General features: G+C 66.3%; 14 protein-coding genes and 1 riboswitch. Of the genes, 10 read left to right on the forward strand and 4 right to left on the reverse strand.

Features of this window, described 5'->3' with window-relative positions; translation table 11 throughout:
- Positions 1-69: 69 nt before the first annotated feature.
- Positions 70-213, reverse strand: coding sequence for a hypothetical protein (locus tag J2X06_RS03620; protein WP_310058392.1), 144 nt, complete (start codon positions 211-213; stop codon positions 70-72).
- A gap of 110 nt (positions 214-323) precedes the next feature.
- Positions 324-438: riboswitch (TPP riboswitch) on the forward strand.
- 134 nt (positions 439-572) lie between these two features.
- Here J2X06_RS03620 and thiC point away from each other — a divergent pair.
- The 8 genes from thiC (at position 573) to J2X06_RS03660 (ending at position 12,314) form a co-directional block, all read left to right on the forward strand.
- A complete protein-coding gene (gene thiC / locus J2X06_RS03625) occupies positions 573-2,450 on the forward strand; it encodes a phosphomethylpyrimidine synthase ThiC (RefSeq protein WP_310058393.1) in 1,878 nt (625 codons plus the stop codon).
- Between the two features lie 95 nt (positions 2,451-2,545).
- Positions 2,546-2,722 carry a hypothetical protein gene (locus J2X06_RS03630; RefSeq protein WP_310058396.1) on the forward strand — a complete coding sequence of 59 codons (177 nt, stop codon included), beginning with the start codon at positions 2,546-2,548 and terminating at the stop codon, positions 2,720-2,722.
- Positions 2,723-2,738: 16 nt separating this feature from the next.
- On the forward strand, positions 2,739-3,422 hold the full coding sequence (locus J2X06_RS03635) for an ion channel (protein WP_310058398.1): 684 nt from the start codon (positions 2,739-2,741) through the stop codon (positions 3,420-3,422).
- Positions 3,423-3,656: 234 nt separating this feature from the next.
- Entirely contained in the window at positions 3,657-5,933 is a 2,277-nt protein-coding gene (locus J2X06_RS03640; protein WP_310058401.1) for a winged helix-turn-helix domain-containing protein, read from the forward strand.
- A 143-nt stretch (positions 5,934-6,076) separates the two neighbouring features.
- A complete protein-coding gene (locus J2X06_RS03645; protein ID WP_310058404.1) occupies positions 6,077-6,982 on the forward strand; it encodes a helix-turn-helix domain-containing protein in 906 nt (301 codons plus the stop codon).
- A gap of 381 nt (positions 6,983-7,363) precedes the next feature.
- A complete protein-coding gene (locus J2X06_RS03650) occupies positions 7,364-10,312 on the forward strand; it encodes a TonB-dependent receptor plug domain-containing protein (protein WP_310058407.1) in 2,949 nt (982 codons plus the stop codon).
- A 132-nt stretch (positions 10,313-10,444) separates the two neighbouring features.
- Complete coding sequence (locus tag J2X06_RS03655; RefSeq protein ID WP_310058410.1) at positions 10,445-11,440, forward strand: aspartyl/asparaginyl beta-hydroxylase domain-containing protein; 996 nt, start codon at positions 10,445-10,447, stop codon at positions 11,438-11,440.
- 7 nt (positions 11,441-11,447) lie between these two features.
- Positions 11,448-12,314 carry a sulfotransferase family protein gene (locus J2X06_RS03660; protein ID WP_310058413.1) on the forward strand — a complete coding sequence of 289 codons (867 nt, stop codon included), beginning with the start codon at positions 11,448-11,450 and terminating at the stop codon, positions 12,312-12,314.
- A gap of 68 nt (positions 12,315-12,382) precedes the next feature.
- Here the strand turns inward: J2X06_RS03660 and ppa are convergent, their stop codons facing one another.
- A complete protein-coding gene (gene ppa, locus J2X06_RS03665; RefSeq protein ID WP_310058416.1) occupies positions 12,383-12,931 on the reverse strand; it encodes an inorganic diphosphatase in 549 nt (182 codons plus the stop codon).
- 311 nt (positions 12,932-13,242) lie between these two features.
- Positions 13,243-15,300 (reverse strand): sodium-translocating pyrophosphatase, encoded by a 2,058-nt coding sequence (locus J2X06_RS03670; RefSeq protein ID WP_310058419.1) that lies wholly within the window; start codon positions 15,298-15,300, stop codon positions 13,243-13,245.
- Between the two features lie 221 nt (positions 15,301-15,521).
- Between J2X06_RS03670 and J2X06_RS03675 the strand changes: the two genes are divergently transcribed.
- Both J2X06_RS03675 and J2X06_RS03680 read left to right on the forward strand, forming a co-directional pair.
- Positions 15,522-16,046, forward strand: a complete 525-nt coding sequence (locus J2X06_RS03675) for a hypothetical protein (protein ID WP_430539487.1) — start codon at positions 15,522-15,524, stop codon at positions 16,044-16,046.
- A gap of 81 nt (positions 16,047-16,127) precedes the next feature.
- On the forward strand, positions 16,128-16,742 hold the full coding sequence (locus tag J2X06_RS03680; protein WP_310058422.1) for a hypothetical protein: 615 nt from the start codon (positions 16,128-16,130) through the stop codon (positions 16,740-16,742).
- Positions 16,743-16,867: 125 nt separating this feature from the next.
- On the opposite strand, the gene J2X06_RS03685 is transcribed toward J2X06_RS03680, so the two are convergent.
- A complete protein-coding gene (locus J2X06_RS03685) occupies positions 16,868-18,124 on the reverse strand; it encodes a 6-phosphofructokinase (RefSeq protein ID WP_310058425.1) in 1,257 nt (418 codons plus the stop codon).
- Positions 18,125-18,164 lie beyond the last annotated feature (40 nt).

The following is an 18,164-nucleotide window of genomic DNA, read 5'->3' on the forward strand; positions in this document are numbered from 1 at the left end:
GGGGCCTCCTCGTCCGTTGCGGGTGCCAGGCCTGCGCACCCGGTTCGGGTGCGGAGGCGTGGTCTTCGATCAGCTGGACACGCCCGTCCGCACCCCGAAGGGAGTGGTGCCGGTACCGGTCGTGGTAATCGCGATCAGGCCTGCCGCGACGGCGCCCGCGCCATGAGGCGGGAACCCGATCTGGGTCTGCAGCGGCATGTTGCGATGCGTCATGGGGTCGAGAAAAGCATGCGATTTCGCGGCCTGTCAACAGTTGCATGCGAAACCTGCGGGCTTGGAAAGCCCTCCAGGTTGGACCGGGCAGGGCGCGCATGGTCAAATGCACGCCGAAGCGGGGGTACCGGTGCGACACGCTAGTCCAGGTGGCAGCCGGTTGAGACAGACCCTTCGAACCTGATGCGGTTGAGACCGCCGTAGGGAAGCTTCGCGACACCGCCTTGCGCGGTGCGCGCCGCCGCTTCGTCCGCGCCGCGACGATCTTTCGGCTGCCACAGGGTCCAACGCGCCGCCGCGCGCGGGAACTTCGCAGCCATGTTGCGTCCGCTGTTTTCCAACGAAACAGGACGAATCCAATGAATGCGGTCCCCTCCGAGTTGATCCAACAGGCCGAGAAGCTGTCGGCCGACGTCACCCGCCCGATTCCGGGTTCGCACAAGATCCACGTCGAAGGGTCGCGTCCCGACATCCGTGTGCCGATGCGCGAGATCGCATTGGCGCGCACGCCGACGATGTTCGGCGGCGAGGACAACGCACCGCTGGCGGTGTACGACACCTCGGGCGCCTACACCGACGGCAACGCCGAGATCGACCTGGCGCGTGGCCTGGCGCCGCTGCGCGCGCATTGGATCGCCGAGCGCGGCGACACCGAGCTGCTGGCGAGCCTGTCGTCCGAATTCGGACGCCGTCGCGAGAACGATCCCAAGCTCGACGCCGTGCGCTTCCGCGAGCGCCCGCAGCCGCGTCGTGCCATCGGTGGCGCCAATGTCACGCAGATGCATTACGCGCGCCGCGGCATCGTCACGCCGGAGATGGAGTTCATCGCCATCCGCGAGAACCAGCGCTTGGAAGCTATCCGCGAGGCGCACCTGCTCAGGCAGCATCCGGGCGAAAGCTTCGGCGCGAACATCCAGAAGATCATCACTCCGGAGTTCGTCCGCGACGAAGTCGCGCGCGGACGCGCCATCATTCCCAACAACATCAACCACCCGGAAAGCGAGCCGATGATCATCGGCCGCAACTTCCTGACCAAGGTCAACGCCAACATCGGCAACAGCGCGGTGTCCTCGGGCATCGCCGAGGAAGTGGAGAAGCTGGTCTGGTCGATCCGCTGGGGCGCGGACACGGTCATGGACCTGTCCACCGGCAAGCACATCCACGAAACCCGCGAGTGGATCATCCGCAACTCGCCGGTGCCGATCGGCACGGTGCCGATCTACCAGGCGCTGGAAAAGGTCGATGGCCGCGCCGAGGAGCTGACCTGGGAGATCTTCCGCGACACGCTGATCGAGCAGGCGGAGCAGGGCGTGGACTACTTCACCATCCACGCCGGCGTGCTGCTGCGCTACGTACCGCTGACCGCCGGCCGCGTGACCGGCATCGTCAGCCGCGGCGGTTCGATCCTGGCCAAGTGGTGCCTGGCGCACCACAAGGAAAATTTCCTCTACACGCACTTCGAGGAAATCTGCGACATCATGAAGGCCTACGACGTGGCCTTCTCGCTGGGCGACGGCCTGCGTCCTGGCTCGATCGCCGACGCCAACGACGCGGCGCAGTTCGGCGAACTGGAAACGCTGGGCGAGCTGACCAAGATCGCCTGGAAACACGATGTCCAGACCATGATCGAAGGCCCCGGCCACGTGCCGATGCAGCTGATCAAGGAGAACATGGACAAGCAGCTGCGCGAGTGTGGCGAGGCGCCGTTCTACACGCTCGGCCCGCTGACCACAGACATCGCACCCGGCTACGATCACATCACCAGCGCCATTGGCGCGGCGATGATCGGCTGGTTCGGCACGGCGATGCTGTGCTACGTCACGCCGAAGGAACACCTCGGCCTGCCCAACAAGCACGACGTGCGCGAAGGCCTGATGGCTTACAAGATCGCCGCACACGCGGCCGACCTGGCCAAGGGCCATCCTGGCGCGCAGGCGCGCGACAACGCGATGAGCAAGGCGCGCTTCGAGTTCCGCTGGGAGGACCAGTTCAACCTGGGCCTGGACCCGGAACGCGCCCGCGAGTACCACGACGAGACCTTGCCGAAGGACGCGCACAAGGTCGCGCACTTCTGCTCGATGTGCGGCCCGCACTTCTGCTCGATGAAGATCACCCAGGACGTGCGCGACTACGCCAAGGAGCACGGCATGGGCGAGGACGCGGCGCTGGCCGAAGGCATGGCGGAGAAGTCGGCCGAGTTCCTGGCACAGGGCGCGCAGGTCTACCACAAGGCCTGAGCCTGCCAGACGCGGCCGTTGGGCGCGCGCGCTTGCGTCCATCCTAGGCAGGCCGGCAAGCTCGGCCTGCCAATCAACGGACACGAGGAACGGGCATGGGCGACGGCAGCAGGCAGGTGGTGAAGGCAGGGATCAGCTTCGGCAGCGCCCTGGCCATCGTGATCTCGTGGACGGCCAACAAGTCGCTGCTGTGGGCCATCGTGCATGGTTTGCTGTCGTGGCTGTACGTCATCTATTACGCCCTGCGCTACCACTTCCGGATGATCGGCTGAAGCGGACATGGCCGGCATGAGCGATCGCAGCTACTCGTCCCTGCGCTGGCGCGTGACCGCGCGGCGGCATCCATCGGCATTCCTGCTCGGCGCGCAGTTGTTGAGCATGGTGGTCTATCCGCTGTTCGACGATCTGCACGGCGGACGGGTCGTGTTCGGTGCATTCGGCGTGCTGGTGCTGGCGCTGGTGGTCTGGGTGGTCAACCGCAGTCCGGCCAATACCTGGATCGCGTGGTTGCTGGCCATTCCGGCCTTCGGGCTGTCGCTGTTGTCGGTATTGCTGGACAGCGAGATGTTGCTGGTCGCGTCCTCGGCGCTGGAGGCCCTGTTGTACTTCTATGCCGCAGGCAGCCTGATCGGCTACATGCTGAGCGATCACCGCGTCACCTCCGACGAGCTGTACGCCGCCGGCGCGACGTTCACGCTGCTGGCATGGGGTTTTGCCTACTGCTTCCTGGTCTGCCAGGCCTGGTATCCGGGCAGCTTCACCGGCGCGGTCGAACCGGAACGGCCCCGGCAATGGCTGGAACTGCTGTTCCTGAGTTTCACCAACCTGTCCGCCGTCGGGCTGGGCGACGTCATTCCCCTGGGCTCGACGGCGCGGGTGCTGGTGATGCTGGAGCAGTTCGCCGGTGTGGGCTACATCGCTGTGGTGGTCTCCCGCCTGATCGGCCTGACCATCCTGCGGCAGCCCCACTGACAAGCTCTCCGGGCGGGACGTACCGGCACGCCATGCTGGAACACTGAATTCCGTGGCCGTAGGGCGCGGGAGGGGGCTGCGAGCCCCGGGGTAATCGTCGGGACGTTAGAATGTTTTATCGTCCGGCGCTTTACCGGAACCCGTCTTCGCGCTTTGCCGCATGTGGCAGCTGAATGGACTATTCATTCAGGCACATGACGGAATCCGGGTCCGCGCGCACCATCCGCAGGATTCATGCCCCGCCCTACCGAACCACCGTCGCTGCACCCCCCTTCGGAGCGCCTGCGCGTCGGCGATTGCATCGTCGATGTGCCGCTGCGCGAGGTGCGTGCGCCGTCGACGCGCAGGCCGCAGCGGATCACGCCCAAGTCGATGGGCGTGTTGCTGGTGCTGGTCGAGAGCGCGGGCAAGGTGGTCAGTCGCGATGCGCTGCTCGCCGAGGTCTGGCCCGACACGCTGCCCACCGACGACGTCATCACCCAGGCGATCACCCAGCTGCGCAAGGCTTTTGGCCAGGAACGCGGCGACCCGCGCTATATCGAGACGATCGCCAAGAATGGCTACCGCCTGCTGGCGCCCGTGGAATGGCTGGCGGCGTCTGCTGCCAATGCCCCCGAGCAACCTGCGCCGGTGCCGGAAGCGGTCGGTGACGCCATCGCAGCGGTGCCCTGGCCGGCCACGCCACGGCGTTCGCACAGTGAGCTGATCGTCGCCAGTGCGGTGGTGTTGCTGTTGCTGGGGCTGGTGCTGCTGTTCGCATGGTCGCGCAACGGCAATGAGCGCGCGAAGATCGAACGCGACGCCTGGCTGCAGCAACCCCCGCCGGCCTCGCGTCCTTATCGCCTGATTACTTCGGCGCCCGGCTTCGAGTTGATGCCGTCGCTTTCTCCCGATGCCTCGATGGTGGCCTACGTCGCGGTGCCGGCGGATCAGCGCAATACCGCGATCCTGGTGCAGACCACCGATCAGAGCCTGCCCCGGCAATTGACGCGGCCTACGGGCGAGGCCGAGGACAGCTTGCCGGCATGGTCGCCCAATGGCCGCGAGATCGCGTACGTGCGGATGATCCCGGGACAGGAGTGCCAGGTGATGGTCGTCGCCGCCAGCGGCGGCGCCGAGCGCAAGGTCTCCGACTGCGATCGCCGCAGCGCGCCGACCTTCTCTTGGACTCCGGACGGCCGTGGCCTGATCTTCGGCAGCATGGTCACGGACGCCGGCTCCAGTGGGCTGCGCATCCTCGACCTGGCCAGCGGCGCCTGGCGCTCGGTGGAGTACCGCACCGGTGCCGACGATGTCGATCTGTCTCCGCGGTATTCCCCGGACGGGCGCTGGATCGTGTTCGTGCGCAACGGCCCGCTGGGCGACTTCTGGCGCCTGCCTGCGCACGGGGGGGAAGCGCAGCGGCTGAGCAACCTGCGCGCCGACATCCGCGGGTGGGACTGGCTGCCGGACGGCGCCGGATTGCTGTTCGGTCGAATGACCGACGGCATCGTCCGCATGAACAGGTTCGATTTCCACGAAGGCCTGGTCACCGATCTGGGCATCGACGACGTGTGGACGCCGACGGTGGCGCTGGCGCGTCCCGCGGCGGCTTTCGTGCAGCGCAAGCCCTATTACGGCCTGTTCCGGATAGCGCTCCCTGATCCGCGTCAGCCCGGCGTCCACGTGGCCGAGCCGATCTTCCCGTCGTCGGCCCGCGACATATCGCCGATGGTCTCGCCGGACGGTCGGCAACTGGCCTTCTTCTCGGACCGTACCGGCGTCCAGGCGCTCTGGTGGGCGGATCTGGCCAATCCCGATTCGCTGCGGATGATCGCCGACGTGCAGCCGCGCCCCCGCTACGCACCGGCCTGGTCCCCGGACAGCCGCCGCCTGCTGGTGACCGGCGTCGACACCACGGGCAGGTCGGGTATCTATGAGGTGATGCCCGCCAGCGGTCAGGCGATTCGCCTGCCGGTGCCGGTCCGTGACCCGGCCGAGGCGGTGTATGTGCCGGATCCGAAGCAATTGCTGGTCCTGGCCGGCGCCGGCGACGGACGCCTGCAATTGGCCTTGTTCGACCGAAGCGCCCAGCCCTGGCGGCGGGTGGCGAACCTGGACGACGTGTCGCACGTTCAACTCGACGTCACCGGCAAGCGGCTGCTGTTTACCCGCCAGACCCGCGCGGGCCTCTGGCAGGTTGATCTGGACCTGGATCCGGCAAGTGTCCACCAGGTCGATGGCGATGGTCCGGCGCCTGACCGCTACCGTCTGTGGAACGTCGCCGCCGATGGCCAGGTGGTTTATCTGGAGCAATTGCAAGGCTGCGCGGCCCGGCTTCGCCAGCTCGGCCGTCCCACTCCACCACCCGCCATTTGCCTGGATCAGACCCGTCGATCCGCTCCCACGGGCTTCAGCCTCGCACCGCGCGATGTGATCTATGTCTCACTCGCCGAATGGGACGGCGCCGACATCGGCTTCATGGAGCTGCCCTCGGAATCCGAAAAGCATGCGCCAGGTTGGTCCAGGTAGTTGATCCGAAAAGGAAAATACCTTTCGGACTTTTTTCGGTGAAGCGGTCGTGAAGATTTCGTATAACTCTCCTCCAACTTTCCGGATCGAACCACCCGCTTCGGGCAAACCATCCAGCCATTCTCAGCACAATGAGGTTGGCCATGGAGCAATCACAGTGGGCGGATCGCGGGCAACTGCTGCAGCTCGACTCCCCTGAAGGAACCAGCCAGGCAGGATGCGTGGGCATTTCGCGACTGGGCAGCATGCAGCTGTCCAGCAACCTGTTCTCGATCTGGGTCCAGCTCCGGGGCGCCTCCTGGGTCGAGGCCAAGGAAGGGCGGTTCCGTCTCCGTCAGGGTGAATGGATCGCCCTGGAAAAGGATTCCAAGCCGGTCATCCAGGCCGACCGCTTCGGCGTCTGCGTGGGCTTCACCCTGACGGCCGAAGCGCTCAAGTCGATGGCCCGCTTCTCCGATTGCGGTCTCTATGCTGGCCGCGGCCGCCTGTCGCGCCACGATGCCCGCGTCACCCTGCGCCTGTGGCGCGAGGCCTGCAGCCGGACCGTGCCTGCCGCCGCCGACGTGACCTGGCTGCGGCCGGCCCTGCTGCACCTGGCCGGCGTCCAGCGCGAGCTGGCCGCGCGCATCCCGCGTTGCCCCGGCCGCTCCCGCAGCCGCAAGCGCCAGGTGTTCGGCCGCCTGCAGCGGGCGCGCCTGTACCTGGAAGGCAACTGCGATCGGGTCGTGCGCATCAGCGAGCTGGCCGAGCTGACCAGTTTCTCCAGCTGGTACTTCTCCAAGACCTTCCACAGTCTCTATGAAGAGAGCCCGCAGGCCGCTTCGGCCCGCATGCGCCTGGAGCGCGCCGCTGACCTTCTGACCTCGACCACGATGATGATCGGCGAAGTCGCGGCAGCCAGCGGGTTCGATAACTGCTGCAGCTTCGCGCGTGCTTTCCGTGCGCGCTTCGGTGTTTCGGCAACGCGCTACCGCGGTGCGGCCGGGACCGCCGAGTCCGCAAGGTCTCCCCGTGCCAGCCGTAAAGCGGTGGTTCGCACCGGAACCTGAGAGTTCGACCGAACCGGCCAGCTGCCCTCAGCTGGTACTCACCGGGGCGTCGCACAGCCCCATCAGCAACGCGCCGCCTGCCGTGCGCGTTGCGTCTGGAACACGCAGCGATCTGCTCATGCCGACCACCGGTGGTGGTCGGCGAAATCGCCGTGGCCAACGACTTCAACCGCTCCACGGCTTCGCGCGCATTCCGCGCGCGTTTCGTCACGTCTCCGCCTGGCGCTGCTGAAGTGGTCCCACGATTGCACGGGCAGATTCCGCAAAGTCTCCAAGCGCCAATCGCAAAGCGATAGGCCGCACCGGAACGTAACTTTGCTGGGCGTTTAACAAAGCGATAACAGACGCGCCCATCCGAAAGTTTTTTCTGGAGAGAGATAGATGAACCATCGCAATTTGCGCACCGCGGTGCGCTTCGGCCTGCTTCCGGCCGGCATCGCGATCGCATTGGCGCCGGCATTTGCCAGCGCGCAGGAAGGTGGCCAGCAGGACGCCACCACGCTGGACAAGATCGAAGTCACCGGTTCGCGCATTCGCCAGGTCGACCTGGAAACTGCTGCACCGGTCCTTCAGCTGACCCGTGAGGACATCGAAGGCCAGGGCTTCAGCTCGGTCGCCGACATCCTCCAGAACATCACCGCCGCGGGCTCGCCGGCGATCAGCCGCACCTCACCGCTGTCCTCCGGCGAAGCCGTCGGTGGCCAGTACATCGACCTGCGCAACCTGGGTGCCAACCGCACCCTGATCCTGGTCAACGGCAAGCGCCTGGGCATCACCAACGACGGCCTGCAGGACGTCGCGCAGATCCCGGCCTCGATGGTCGAGCGCATTGAAATCCTGAAGGACGGCGCCTCCACCATCTACGGTTCGGATGCGATCGCCGGCGTGGTGAACATCATCACCCGCAAGAACTTCGAAGGCGCCGAAGCCAATGCCTACTACGGTCAGTACGACCAGGGCGACGGCACGCGTCAGGTCTACGACTTCGTGATGGGCTTCACCGGCGACCGCGGCTCCCTGACCGCCGGCGTCGAGTACTCGAAGGAAGATCCGGTGTGGGCGCGTGACCGCTGGTTCTCCGAAGTGCGTTTCCCGACCGGCGAGAAGAGCGCGCCGCGTCCGGGCGGCACCTCGGCCATCAGCCAGTACGGCCGTTTCACCTACGACACTGGCCGGGTCAATGCAGCCGGCAACCCGATCTTCTCCGGCCCGCTTACGCTCCGCCGTGACGTGGCCGGCCTGAATCCCGCCGACTTCGCCAGCTACCGTGCTTTCAGCAGCGCCACCGACAACTCGAACCCGAACCAGGCCTCCACGGTCTACTCGGGCATCGAGCGCCGTTCGGTCTTCCTGAACGGTCACTTCGACATCACCGACAGCATCGGTTTCGACACCGACGTGCTGTACACGGACCGCGACTCGTTCGCCCAGAACGCCGGCTATCCGATGCAGAGCGCCGCGTTCGACCTGTCCTCGGGCGGTCTGTCGATCGACAGCTACTTCAACCCGCTGGGCAACCAGGCCACCGGTGCGTTGCCGGCCGGCGTGTCGCCGCAGGCGATCCAGTACATCCGTCGTGGCTGGGAAGTGCCGCGCGAGGTGAACAACAGCCTGACCACCTGGCGTTTCACGGGTGCGTTCAGTGGCTCGTTCCAGACCGGTGATCACTACTGGGATTGGGATGCCGGCTATCTGTACAACCAGAACGAAGGCAAGCAGATCAGCACCGGCAACCTGAACACCCAGGCAGTCGGTCTGGCCACCGGTCCGTCGTTCTTGAACTCGCAGGGCGTGGTCCAGTGCGGCACCGCCGCCAACCCGATCCCGCTGGGCTTCGGACCGGGCGCCTGCACCCCGTGGAACCCGCTGGTTCCGCAGGGCTACGCTGCTCCGAACAGCCTCGCCGACCCCAACGTCCAGGCATTCCTGTACCTGCCGGGCCAGGCACTGTCGGAAACCGAGACCAAGTCGTACTTCGCCAACATCACCGGCACGCTGTTCGCCCTGCCGGCCGGCGACGTCGGCGTCGCGGTGGGTTACGAGTACCGCAATGAGAGCGGCTTCTTCTCGCCGGATGCGCTCGCCCAGACCGGTATCTCCACCGACCTGGCCTCCGGCCCGACCGGTGGTGGCTACTCGCTGGACGAGGTCTACGCCGAGCTCAGCATCCCGGTGCTGGCCGACCTGCCGTTCGCCAAGGAACTGAACATCAGCCTGGCGTCGCGCTACTCGGACTACAACACCTTCGGTGACACCACCAACAGCAAGTTCGGCTTCACCTGGAAGCCGCTCGACCAGCTGCTGGTCCGCGGTACCTGGTCGGAAGGTTTCCGCGCCCCGACCGTGGCCGACCTGTACGGTGGCGTCTCGCAGTCGTTCGAGGACTACACCGATCCGTGCGACACCCTGTTCGGTTCGGCTGCCGGCAGCGCCGCCTGCTTGGCCGACGTTCCGGCCGGTTACCGCCAGCCGGCGCAGGCCGGTGGCCTCGCCCCGGGCCCGGGCACGCAGTCGCCGATTCCGTTCCTGTCCGGTTCCAACCCGAACCTGACGCCGGAAACCTCGACGTCCAAGACGCTGGGCTTCGTGTGGAGCCCGACCTTCGCCGAAGGTCTGAACATGTCGCTCGACTGGTGGAACATCCGCATCGAGAACACGATCGTCGCGGACACCCCGACCGACATGCTCAACGACTGCTACATCCGTGGCATCTCGTCGCGTTGCGAAAGCGCGACGACGTTCCAGCGTGATCCCGCCACGGGTGAGCTGACGTTCCTGGCGTTCGGCGGCCGCAACGCCGGCTTCCAGGAAACCGAAGGCTTCGACTTCGACCTGAACTACTCGATGTCGACCGACTACGGCAAGTTCGGCCTGTCCTGGCTGAACACCTACGTCAGCAGCCTCGAGCTCAAGACCGACAACCTCGAAGGCGCCCCGCAGCAGCTCAACGGCTTCGGCGGCAACTTCCGTCTGCGTTCGAACATGAACCTGACGTGGGAGAAGGGTTCGTGGGGCGCGACCTGGGGCGTGCGTTACTACTCGGGCACCAAGGAAGAGTGCTTCTTCGCTGATCGCTGCTCGCTGCCGGACTACGCTGCTCCGGACACCGACGGCACGATCACTCCGATGAACGAGCTGGGCGCCAACACCTTCCACGACGTCCAGGTCCGCTGGAACGCTCCGTGGAATGCGACGGTGGCCCTCGGTGCCAACAACGTGTTCGAGCACTACGCCGCTCCGGCGTACGCCCAGCCGAACTCGGGCTTCTCGTACTACGGCGGTTTCGACATCGGCCGCTTCATGTACCTCAAGTACCAGCAGCGCTTCTGATCGGCTGCACGCAACAAGCAAGACCACTACGGCCCCGAAAGGGGCCGTAGTTTTTTGTGCGGCGACCGTGGGCGGTGATCGTCCGGGGCGGCGGGCTGTACGATAGCGGCTGATTTGTTTCCCGGGTCCGCAATGAAGCTGCAGGTGCCGTTCATCCAGTTGCCACTGTCCATCGACGCGGACGTGTTGGCGGCGGAAATCGCCGCATTGGGCGAGGGGCCGTGGCGCCCGCATCCGCAGGGTTTTCCGGGCAATTCGATGTTGCCGCTGGTGGCAGTGGGCGGCGATCCGGCCAACGAAGCCTTTGCCGGCCCGATGCGGCCGACCCCCGAGTTGTTGCAATGCCCCTATCTGACCCAGGTCTTCGCCAGTCTCGGCGCCACGGCCGGCCGCAGCCGCCTGATGCGCCTGTCCGGCATGGCTGAAGTGAAGCGGCATGCGGACCAGGGCTACTACTGGACCGAACGCGTGCGCGTGCACGTGCCGGTGATGACGCAGCCGACGGTTCGTTTCGAATGCGGTGACGCGACGATCAACATGGCCGCCGGCGAATGCTGGATCTTCGACACCTGGCGCCAACACCGCGTGCTCAACGACGCAGTCGAGTCCCGCGTCCATCTGGTCATCGACACCGTGGGTGGCGGCGACTTCTGGGATCTGGTCGGTCGCGGCAGGCCGCACGATGCGCCGCGGCTGGGCTGGCCGATGAGGGCGCTGACGCCCAAGCCGGGCGTGGTCGCGACGTTCCCGTGCGAGAGCGTCAACGTGCCGGCGGTGATGAGCCCGTGGGAAGTCAACGCACATCTGGGCCTGCTGTTCGCCGATGTGGTGCCGCATGCGAACCTGGCGCAGGTCCGCCAGATGTCGATGCGCTTCGCGCACACCTGGCAGGGCCTGTGGTTCGAGTTCGGCGAGCGCAGCGAAGGGCATCCGCATTACCGCGCTGCGCTGCAGCGCTTCCTTGACGATATCCGTACGCCTGCTCAACCGCTGTTGCTGCACAACGAACTGCGCTGGTTCAATGCACTGCAGACGATCGTGGCCAAATTCGCGGTCGGAGTACCTTCCGCGCCGACCTCCGGCGCAACCTCCGCAGCGGCCCAGCGCGACATCGGCGACAACGCCTGAGAATGCAATGAACAACATCCCCAACGCCGTCGACGACGAGTTCGACCGCCCGGTATTCATCGTTTCCTCGCCACGGTCCGGCGCGGAGTTGCTGTACGACACGCTGATGCGCGCGCCGCGCGTGTTCACCGTCGGCAGCGGCAGCCACAAGCTGGTCGAAGATATCGACGCCCTGCACGTGCGCGCGCACGGCTTCGACTCCAACCGGCTGTCGGCCGGCGATGCCACGCCGGAAGTCGTGGCACAGGTGCGCCAGGGTTACCGCGACGGCGCCGTCGATCGCGATGGCGCCCGTCCGCGCCGGATGCCGTTGCGCCTGCTCGACAAGACCCCCAAGCACTCGCTGCGCATCCCGTTCCTGGCCAAGGCATTCCCGCAGGCGCACTTCGTCTACCTGTATCGCGACCCGCGCGAAGCCCTGTCCAACATGCTGCTGGCATGGGAATCCAATCGCTTTTGCACTTACAAGTCGTTGCCGGGCTGGCCGCGACCGCACTGGTCGCTGCTGCTGACCCCGGGCTGGCGCGAACTGGCGGGCAAGCCACTGGCGGACATCGTGGCCGGGCAATGGCGTGCCGCCACCGAGGTCCTGCTGGACGACCTGGCCGCGCTCGAACCGACGCGCTGGCGCGTGGTGCGTTACCGCGACTTCATCGACAACCCGGCAGGCGAGATCGCGCGGCTGTGCCTGTCGCTGGACTACGCCTGGGACCGCCCGCTGGACGGCGGCCTGGCCGGACTGATCAAGCTGCCGACAACGGCCGATGCCGAAATCATCCGCAAGCACGCCGCCGACCTGCAACGCGCCTGGCCGTCGCTACAGGCGGTGGCCGATCGCGCCGCGCGCGTGGCCGGCGCGGTGGCGGTGCACTGACCAGCCCAAACGACGAAGGCCGCCCGATGGCGGCCTTCGTCTTCGCGGTCAGCGATCGGCAGACGGCCTCAGAACTTGGGCTTGTCTTCTTCGGCGTTGAAGCGGGCGATGGCGTCGTTGAGGATCGCCTTGGCTTCGACGGCGCCGCCGAAACCGTCGAGCTTGACCCACTTGCCCTTCTCCAGGTCCTTGTAGTGCTCGAAGAAGTGGCCGATGCGGTCGAGCCAGTGCTGCGAAACCTGGGCGATGTCGGTGATGTGGGCGTAGCCGCCGAAGATCTTCGGCACCGGCACGGCGATCAGCTTCTCGTCGCTGCCGGCCTCGTCGGTCATCTTCAGCACGCCGACCGGCACGCAGCGGATCACCGAACCCGGCACCAGCGGCAGCGGCAGGATCACCAGCACATCGGCCGGGTCGCCGTCGCCGCACAGCGTGTGCGGAACGTAGCCGTAGTTGCACGGGTAGCGCATCGGCGTGGACAGGATGCGATCGACGAAGATCGCGCCCGAAGCCTTGTCGACCTCGTACTTGACCGGCTCGGCATCCTTGGGGATTTCGATGATGACGTTGATCTCATCCGGCGGGTTCTTGCCGGTGGGGACGAGGTCCAGACCCATGCGTTGCTCCAACTGCTGTTGGCCGCGCGCGATGTCGCGGCCGGGTGGGGGCTTTTCAGGAAAGCGGGGCCGGCATTTTACGCGGCTGGCTGCTGCGGCGCAGCAGTCCAGGGCGGCCGCGGCCGCCCCTTCTTCACGGGGAGGCCTCTCCGGTGGGGTCACGCGCTGGCGCGGAATGGAACCCCTCTCCCGCGGGAGAGGGGTTGAGGTGAGGGCAGGCCGCCGGCAAGCGGCCCTTGGGACCGCCCTCGTCCCAAACGAAGACGGCGGCCCGAAGGCCGCCGTCCAGGTATTGCGAATCCACCAGTGCCTTACAGCAGCGGCACCATCAGCAGCGCGACGATGTTGATGATCTTGATCAGCGGATTGATCGCCGGGCCGGCGGTGTCCTTGTACGGGTCGCCGACGGTGTCGCCGGTGACGGCGGCCTTATGCGCGTCGCTGCCCTTGCCGCCGAAGTTGCCGTCCTCGATGTACTTCTTGGCGTTATCCCAGGCACCGCCGCCGGTGGTCATCGAGATCGCGACGAACAGGCCGGTGACGATCGTGCCGATCAGCAGACCGCCCAGCGCCTTCGGACCCAGCAGCAGGCCGACGATGATCGGTACCACCACCGGCAGCAGCGACGGCACGATCATTTCCTTGATCGCGGACTTGGTCAGCATGTCCACGGCCTTGTCGTACTCCGGCTTGCCCGTGCCTTCCATGATCCCGGGGATCTGGCGGAACTGGCGACGCACTTCCTCCACCACCGCACCCGCCGCGCGGCCGACGGCTTCCATCGCCATCGCGCCGAACAGGTAGGGGATCAGGCCGCCGATCAGCAGGCCGATGATCACCGTGTGGTCGGACAGGTCGAAGCGCAGCGCTTCGCTTGCCACGCCGGTCGCAGCCATCTTGGCGGCCGCGGCGCTTTCCAGGTTGTGCGTGTAGTCGGCGAACAGCACCAGCGCAGCCAGTGCCGCCGAACCGATCGCATAGCCCTTGGTCACCGCCTTGGTGGTGTTGCCGACGGCGTCGAGCGGGTCGGTGATGGCGCGCACTTCCGGCGGCAGTTCCGCCATCTCGGCGATGCCGCCGGCGTTGTCGGTGATAGGGCCATAGGCGTCGAGCGCGACGATCATGCCCGCCATCGACAGCATCGAGGTCGCGGCGATGGCGATGCCGTACAAACCACCCAGATGGAACGCGAACCAGATCGCCAGGCACACCGCGATCACCGGCATCGCGGTCGACTTCATCGACACGCCCAGGCCGGCGATGATGTTGGTGCCGTGGCCGGTGGTCGATGCCTGTGCGATGTGGCGCACCGGCTTGAATTGCGTGCCGGTGTAGTACTCGGTGATCCACACGATCGCACCGGTCAGCACCAGGCCGATCAACGCGCAACCGTAGAGGTTCATCGCGCCATGGCTGTTGTCGCCCATCAACTGCATGGTGATCGGATAGAACAAGATCGCGGCCAGCACCGCCGACACGATCACGCCCCGGTACAGCGCGCCCATGATCGAGCCGCCGGCCTTCACCTTGACGAAGAACGCACCGACGATCGAGGCGAGGATCGACACGCCACCCAGCACCAGCGGGTACAACACCGCGTTTTGCCCAGCCTCCGCCATCATCAGGCCGCCAAGCAGCATGGTCGCGATCACGGTGACCGCATATGTTTCGAACAGGTCCGCGGCCATGCCGGCGCAGTCGCCGACGTTGTCGCCGACGTTGTCGGCGATGACCGCCGGGTTGCGCGGGTCGTCTTCGGGAATGCCGGCTTCGACCTTGCCCACCAGGTCGGCGCCGACGTCGGCGCCCTTGGTGAAGATGCCGCCGCCCAGGCGCGCGAAGATCGAGATCAGCGAAGCGCCGAAGGCCAGACCGACCAGCGCGTGCAGCGCGGCTTCTCCGGTCACGCCCATGTGATGGGTGAGCACGACCCAATACCCGGCAACGCCGAGCAGGCCCAGGCCCACTACGAGCATGCCGGTGATCGCGCCGCCGCGGAACGCGACGTCCATCGCCGGGCCGATGCCCTTGCGTGCGGCCTCGGCGGTGCGCACGTTCGCACGCACCGAGACGTTCATGCCGATGTAGCCGGCCGCGCCCGACAGCACCGCGCCGATCAGGAAGCCGATCGCGGTGGGCCAGTTGAGGAAGAATCCGATCACCACGAACAGCACCGCGCCGGCGATGCCGATGGTCGTGTACTGGCGATTGAGGTAGGCGCGTGCGCCTTCCTGGATCGCGCCGGCGATCTGCTGCATGCGTTCGTTGCCGGCGGGTTGTGCGCTGATCCAGCGCGCGGAAATGACCCCGTAAAGGATCGCAATGACGGCGCATACCAGCGCCAAGGCCAAACCGTACTGCTCCAGCATGAACCCCTCCCCAGAGTGGACATCGGACGACAACGGACTTTTACCCTTCGATTTTTTGGCTGCCGGCTTCGCGAGTGGGGGCGCGCGGCAACGTTCCGACTATGGCACAGGGGCGATGACCGTGGAACCGGAGGGCTGGCCCGTGGAAGCGCGGCTCGTGAAACGACGGTTCAGCGCCTGCATGCCAGTCTGCGACCAGCATCACGCTGCGGAGCCAGTCCATGCGCCTTGTCCCTCTCACCCTGCTGCTCCTGTTTGCGGCCGCGTGGCCCGCGCTCGCCGACACAGCCGACGGCGATCCCAAGCCCGAGATCAAGCGCGATGCTGCCAAGCCGCAGCCCCAGAACAGCGTGCACACGCTGCGGCAGATCCCCGAGGCCTGTGCGCGGCTGGAGGGCATGTTCACCGGCCAGGCCGAGGATCCCTACACGTTCGCCGTGGTCCGCATCAGCCCGACCTGCCAGGCGCGAGCACGCTTTGTCGATGCCGCCAAGGCGAAGCCTTCGCAGGCCACGGGCTGGAAGTTCAACGACCTGATCCGCGTGCCCAATGCCAATTGCCCGTCGCAACAGGTGGTCGTGCGGGTGTGGCGCAAGCCGGCCGCGGTGGCTCCGCCTGCGCTCGATGCACAGGGCAAGTCACGCATCTATCTGGAGGAGCAGAAGCAAGCGGCGGCGGCCGGAAAGCTCGCGGCCGTGCCGATGTACGCCGCGACGATGGCGGTGGAGGGCCAGGCCTGTCGCTGATCGGAACCCTGCTGCCGTGGCGCGCCCGCCACATTACACTCGTGGTGCCGTCGGGAGGACGGCTTTACCAGGGGTGTTTGCATGTTACGTATGTTGCGCATTGCGCTGCTTTTCCTGTTGCTGTTTTCCCCATTGGCCTTCGCCAAATCCAAGCTCATGGAGCCGGCCGCCGATCAGGTGCCCAAGCCCGAAGCGGGCAAGGCACTGGTGGTCTTCATGCGGCCTTCGTTCTTTGGCGGGGCGATCTCGTCTTCGCTGTATGACGCGCCCGACGGCGCCACCCGCTTCCTTGGCGTGCTCAAGTACAAGGACAAGGTCGCCGTGCAGATGGACCCGGGCGAACACCGGTTGATGGTCGTCTCCGAGAATGCCGATTTCCTCGACGCCACTTTGGAAGCCGGCAAGACCTACTACGTGCTGGTGAAGGCGCGTCCGGGAGCATGGAAGGCGCGGTTTTCGCTGATCCCCGTGCACAACCGCGCCGACGCCGAATACAACCTGCAGAGCGCGGAGTTCAAGCAGTGGAGCGACGCGACCAGCTTCGTGTCGGTCACGCCGGAAGCCGAGAGCTGGTATCAGGAGAACCAGGCCAGCATCGAGGAGAAGAAGACGGACTACCTGCGCAAGTGGGAAAAGATGCTGCCGGAGGACCGCGCGGTGCTGGTGCTTCATGCGGAAGATGGCGTGACCTCGTAAGTCGCGATCTCGTAAATCTGATTTCGTAAATCCGACTTCGCGCGACGTCGAGATCCTCGCAGGTACGCACACGCAATCGGCTTGCCCGCCCCTCATGCGGGGGCGGGCAGCCGGTTCGCGTGTCATCAGACCTCGTAGGCGGGCAGCTTCCGCTCCACGGCCACGTTCTTCAGCTCGACATACTTGGGAATGCCATCGCGACCATAGGGCGGCGGCGCTTCGCCGCGGATCAGCGGTTCGAGGTAACGGCGCGCGGCCTCGGTGATGCCGTAGCCATCCTTGCGGATGAAGTTCGACGGCATCTTCTTCTCGTGGTTGGCGATCTCGTCCAGCGGCGCGGCTTCGATCTTCCAGCGATACGGCGAATCACTGGCGCGCACGATCACCGGCATCACCGCATTCATGCCTTTCAATGCGAACTGCACGGCCTTGATGCCGACGGCCTGTGCCTGGTCGAGGTCGGTCTTCGATGCCAGGTGGCGCGCCGAGCGTTGCAGGTAATCGGGCAGGGTCCAGTGCACCTTGTAGCCCAGTTCGTCCTTGACGCGTCCGGCCAGGAAGGAGGCGACGCCGCCCAGCTGGGTGTGGCCGAAGGCGTCCTTGCCGGCGCCGGCATCGGCGACGAAGCGGCCATCGGCGGTCTGGATGCCCTCGCTGGCAACGACCACGCAATAGCCCACGCGCTCGACGGTCGCCTTCACCCGGGCGAAGAAATCGGGCTCGTCGTAGGGGCGTTCGGGGAACAGGATCAGGTGCGGAGCCTGGTCGGGGTCCTGGCCTGCCAATCCCGACGCCGCCGCGAGCCAGCCGGCATGGCGGCCCATCGCCTCGTAGACGAACACCTTGGTCGAAGTGTCGGCCATGGCTGCGACATCGAGCGCGCACTCGCGCACCGAGACGGCGGTGTACTTGGCGGCCGAGCCGAAGCCCGGGCAGCAGTCGGTGACTGCCAGGTCGTTGTCGACCGTCTTGGGCACGCCGACGCAGGTCAGCGGATAGCCGAATTCGGCCGCCAGTTGCGACACCTTCAGCGCGGTGTCGGCCGAGTCGTTGCCGCCGTTGTAGAGGAAGTAGCGCACGTCGTGGGCCTGCAACACCGCCAGCAGGCGCTCGTACTTCGCCCGGTCCTGTTCCAGCGACTTGAGCTTGACCCGGCACGAGCCGAACGCGCCGCCCGGAGTATGGGCGAGCGCGCGGATCGCCGCCGCCGGCTCCTTGGACGTGTCGATCAGATCTTCACGCAGAGCGCCGAGAATGCCGTTGCGCGCCGCCAGGACCTTGACCCGGCGCGCCCGCGCGGTCTGGATGACGGCCGAGGCGGTGGCGTTGATGACAGCGGTGACACCGCCAGATTGCGCGTACAGCAAGGTTCCGGAGGCCATTTCCATTCCAGGATTGGGGCCGGGATGCGGTAAGCTGGCC

This window comes from Lysobacter niastensis (genome assembly GCF_031457115.1).
Taxonomy (GTDB): domain Bacteria; phylum Pseudomonadota; class Gammaproteobacteria; order Xanthomonadales; family Xanthomonadaceae; genus Lysobacter_J; species Lysobacter_J niastensis_A.

What these genes read in the sequence shown, in the direction of transcription:
- ppa (WP_310058416.1), bottom strand. Translation starts at nt 12,931, where the DNA reads ATGGGTCTGGACCTCGTCCCCACCGGCAAGAACCCGCCGGATGAGATC.
- J2X06_RS03680 (WP_310058422.1), top strand. Translation starts at nt 16,128, where the DNA reads ATGTTACGTATGTTGCGCATTGCGCTGCTTTTCCTGTTGCTGTTTTCC.
- J2X06_RS03630 (WP_310058396.1), top strand. Translation starts at nt 2,546, where the DNA reads ATGGGCGACGGCAGCAGGCAGGTGGTGAAGGCAGGGATCAGCTTCGGC.
- J2X06_RS03620 (WP_310058392.1), bottom strand. Translation starts at nt 213, where the DNA reads ATGACGCATCGCAACATGCCGCTGCAGACCCAGATCGGGTTCCCGCCT.
- J2X06_RS03640 (WP_310058401.1), top strand. Translation starts at nt 3,657, where the DNA reads ATGCCCCGCCCTACCGAACCACCGTCGCTGCACCCCCCTTCGGAGCGC.
- J2X06_RS03645 (WP_310058404.1), top strand. Translation starts at nt 6,077, where the DNA reads ATGGAGCAATCACAGTGGGCGGATCGCGGGCAACTGCTGCAGCTCGAC.
- J2X06_RS03655 (WP_310058410.1), top strand. Translation starts at nt 10,445, where the DNA reads ATGAAGCTGCAGGTGCCGTTCATCCAGTTGCCACTGTCCATCGACGCG.
- J2X06_RS03675 (WP_430539487.1), top strand. Translation starts at nt 15,522, where the DNA reads ATGCGCCTTGTCCCTCTCACCCTGCTGCTCCTGTTTGCGGCCGCGTGG.
- J2X06_RS03650 (WP_310058407.1), top strand. Translation starts at nt 7,364, where the DNA reads ATGAACCATCGCAATTTGCGCACCGCGGTGCGCTTCGGCCTGCTTCCG.
- thiC (WP_310058393.1), top strand. Translation starts at nt 573, where the DNA reads ATGAATGCGGTCCCCTCCGAGTTGATCCAACAGGCCGAGAAGCTGTCG.
- J2X06_RS03660 (WP_310058413.1), top strand. Translation starts at nt 11,448, where the DNA reads ATGAACAACATCCCCAACGCCGTCGACGACGAGTTCGACCGCCCGGTA.
- J2X06_RS03685 (WP_310058425.1), bottom strand. Translation starts at nt 18,124, where the DNA reads ATGGCCTCCGGAACCTTGCTGTACGCGCAATCTGGCGGTGTCACCGCT.
- J2X06_RS03670 (WP_310058419.1), bottom strand. Translation starts at nt 15,300, where the DNA reads ATGCTGGAGCAGTACGGTTTGGCCTTGGCGCTGGTATGCGCCGTCATT.
- J2X06_RS03635 (WP_310058398.1), top strand. Translation starts at nt 2,739, where the DNA reads ATGAGCGATCGCAGCTACTCGTCCCTGCGCTGGCGCGTGACCGCGCGG.